The sequence below is a fragment of the Streptomyces sp. AcH 505 genome (assembly GCF_000818175.1).
In the GTDB taxonomy this organism is placed as follows: Bacteria; Actinomycetota; Actinomycetes; order Streptomycetales; family Streptomycetaceae; genus Streptomyces.
Map to the genome: position 1 here is coordinate 1,078,230 of NZ_JTIY01000001.1, position 2,607 is coordinate 1,080,836.

4 protein-coding genes and 1 pseudogene are annotated in these 2,607 nt (G+C 71.2%); 1 reads left to right on the plus strand and 4 read right to left on the minus strand.

What is annotated here, in order from left to right; all coding sequences use genetic code 11:
- The 4 genes and pseudogenes from HY68_RS43475 to HY68_RS04945 all read right to left on the minus strand — a co-directional run.
- Positions 1 to 471: pseudogene (locus HY68_RS43475) on the minus strand (hypothetical protein); the annotation flags it as partial.
- A 194-nt stretch (positions 472 to 665) separates the two neighbouring features.
- Positions 666 to 1,076 (minus strand): DUF6113 family protein, encoded by a 411-nt coding sequence (locus HY68_RS04935; RefSeq protein WP_041984847.1) that lies wholly within the window; start codon positions 1,074 to 1,076, stop codon positions 666 to 668.
- Positions 1,073 to 1,987 carry an N-acetyl-1-D-myo-inositol-2-amino-2-deoxy-alpha-D-glucopyranoside deacetylase gene (mshB, locus tag HY68_RS04940; protein WP_041984851.1) on the minus strand — a complete coding sequence of 305 codons (915 nt, stop codon included), beginning with the start codon at positions 1,985 to 1,987 and terminating at the stop codon, positions 1,073 to 1,075. The genes HY68_RS04935 and mshB overlap by 4 nt, the downstream gene beginning before the upstream one ends.
- A 41-nt stretch (positions 1,988 to 2,028) precedes the next feature.
- Positions 2,029 to 2,223, minus strand: a complete 195-nt coding sequence (locus tag HY68_RS04945; RefSeq protein ID WP_041984854.1) for a hypothetical protein — start codon at positions 2,221 to 2,223, stop codon at positions 2,029 to 2,031.
- Positions 2,224 to 2,391: 168 nt separating this feature from the next.
- Here HY68_RS04945 and HY68_RS44790 point away from each other — a divergent pair.
- Positions 2,392 to 2,607: hypothetical protein (locus tag HY68_RS44790; protein ID WP_241778468.1), on the plus strand; the 216-nt coding region annotated here is incomplete at its 3' end.

The window sequence follows — 2,607 nt, forward strand, 5'->3', positions numbered from 1 at the left end:
GGTGCCCGCGCCCGAGGGGCCGGGGGCCGCGCCCGCCTTGCGGGGGGCGAACCAGTCGCTCGGGGGCTGCTTGTCCTGGCCGGCGGGCTGCTCGCCCTCCGGGGCCGCGGACCCGGCGGGGTCCTGGCCCGCCCCGTCGGGGCGCGGTGTGCTGCCCGTACGGTCGCCGTTCTGCCCGGCCGCCGGGATGCCCCGGCCGTCGGTGGACTCGCCCTCGCCCATCGGCGTACGCATGACGACGGGCGGGATCGGCCGCGAACCCGGGATGTTGATCCGGATGCGGGTGGTCAGTGTGGTCTCGGTTCTCGGCTCGTCCGGCTGCGGGACGGGCGGGATCTCGGTCTCGTCCGACGCGTCCTGCTGGGGCGGCCCCGGATACTGGCGTGATCCGTACGGCGGTGTCCCCGAGGGGTACGCGGCTCCGCCGCGCCCCTGGGGCCCGGAGGACGAACTGTCAGTTTCACGACTCAAAGCAGGATCTCCCGGTTGGCTCCGCCGCCCGTTCTTACTGGTACTCAACTACGCAGGTCCCCATGCCGGAGGCCGGGGACGGCCCGGAGCGCGCACCACCATACTGTCCTCCGCCGACACACATCCGCCGACCGCGTGAAGCGGCTGCTCAGCCGGCCGTACGGACATGGTCAATTCAGCAGCAGACGGACGCTTCACTTCCCAAGTCGGCCGGACTTCGTGCCCGGTTGCGGCAACCGGAGCATGGTGGCACAGATCACAGCGACCACCATCCCACCCAGCAGATAGACGAGGGGTCCGATACCGGCCGCGAAGACACCGTCGCCTTCCGGCCGTCCCATACTCAGCAGAATGACAGCAATCAGCCAGCCGGCCGCGGGCGCCCCCACCCCGAGCTGGGTGCCGGTCGCCAGCAGTCCGCCGCCGAATACACCGGCGGTGGCGAGCAGCGCGAGCACCAAACCGCCCGGGAACCAGCCTCCTTGGGCCAGCGCGCCCGCCACACCGACGACGGCGCCGAGGACGAGCAGCCCGGCGTAGGCGGCGATCCTGGCGGGTCTGGGCGGCTGCGCGAGCCAGCCGCCGGGCGTCCGGTCCACGCTCATCGGCCGGCCCCCGCTGTGGCCTCGGCACCGGCGATGCCGGCGAACAGGTCGGTCTCCCGCTCGCCTGCGGGGGCGCCCCGCTCGCCCTGTACCAACTCGTAGTACTCCTGGGCGAACAGCGGCTGGCCGAGGTCGTTGGAGAGGGCGAAGAAGGGCCCGTGGACGGTGATTTGAGTGGCGTGGGCACGCATCGCGGCCGTCTTGCGTCCGGCGTACTCCGCGCCGTCGACCACCGTCGTGATCCGCGCGTCGTCGACCACGCCCGGAAGGTCGTCGACCGTGGCCGTGCCGGCGAAGACCGGTCCTGCGGCCCGCAGCCGGGCGAAGCCCGCCTCGGCCACCGAGCGCGGCATCCGGTTCCAGTACACCTTCGCGACGGTGTGCGGCGCTCCCAGGTCGGCCCGGTACGCTGCGTCGGCGGCCAGTTCGGCGGCGCGCGTGGCGACGCGGTGGGCCTGGATGTGGTCGGGGTGGCCGTAGCCGCCGTCGGGGTCGTACGTGACGAGCACCTGCGGGCGCACTTCGCGGATCATCTCCACGAGGTACGGCGCCGCCGCCTCGACGTCCGTGTGCCAGAACGCGTTCTCGCGGTCGTTCTGCGGCAGGCCCATCATCCCGGAGTCCCGGTAGCGTCCCGCGCCGCCGAGGAAGCGGTGGTCGGTGACGCCCAGCTCCCGCATGGCGGCGGCGAGTTCACCGACGCGGTGCGGGCCGAGGGCGTCGTCCTTGTCGGCCGCGAGCCGGGCGAGAGCGGCCGGGACGACCTCACCCTCCTCGCCGAGCGTGCAGGTCACGAGCGTGACCAGGGCGCCACCTGCCGCGTACTTGGCCATGGTGGCGCCGTTGTTGATCGTCTCGTCGTCAGGGTGCGCGTGCACCAGCATCAGACGCCGACCGGGTAGATCGCTCATGGGGACAGCCTACGAGGCGGCCCGATCCGGACGGGACGCACTCAGAACTTGATGCCCCCGATCATGCCCGCCACGTTGGAGGTCAGGTCGCTGATGGTGGGCGCGATGGTGGAGCTGGCGAGATAGAACCCGAGCAGCACACAGACAACCGCGTGTCCACCTTTGAGCCCGGATTTCCGGACCAGGAGGAAGACCACGATCGCCAGCAGCACCACCGCCGAAATCGAGAGTGCCACGGCGGTTCACCTCCATAGATATTCAGTCGGAACATCGCAGCGTGCATGTGCCCGGCAGAGTCATACCCACCAAGCGCTACGGATCATAACTATCCGTGCCAACGCATCGATCGGAGCACGGCAGCACATGGGGGCGCACGGCCACCGCGGCCTCATAGGATTCGGTTCATGACCTTGCGGCCGCAGCTCTCGTTCCCTCGTCAGTACGCGACCACCCAGCGGTTCAGCCTCGGGGCCCCGCGCTCGTTCACGGTGTCGCCCGACGGCGACCGGGTGGTCTTCCTGCGTTCCGCCTCCGGCACCGACCGGGTGAACCGCCTCTGGGTGGTCGATCTCTCCGGTGCGGCGGCCGGTGAGGTGCGCGAGCGGGTGGCCGCCGATCCG

Coding starts and splice junctions, on each gene's coding strand:
- mshB (WP_041984851.1), bottom strand. CDS start 1,987: ATGAGCGATCTACCCGGTCGGCGTCTGATGCTGGTGCACGCGCACCCT.
- HY68_RS04935 (WP_041984847.1), bottom strand. CDS start 1,076: ATGAGCGTGGACCGGACGCCCGGCGGCTGGCTCGCGCAGCCGCCCAGA.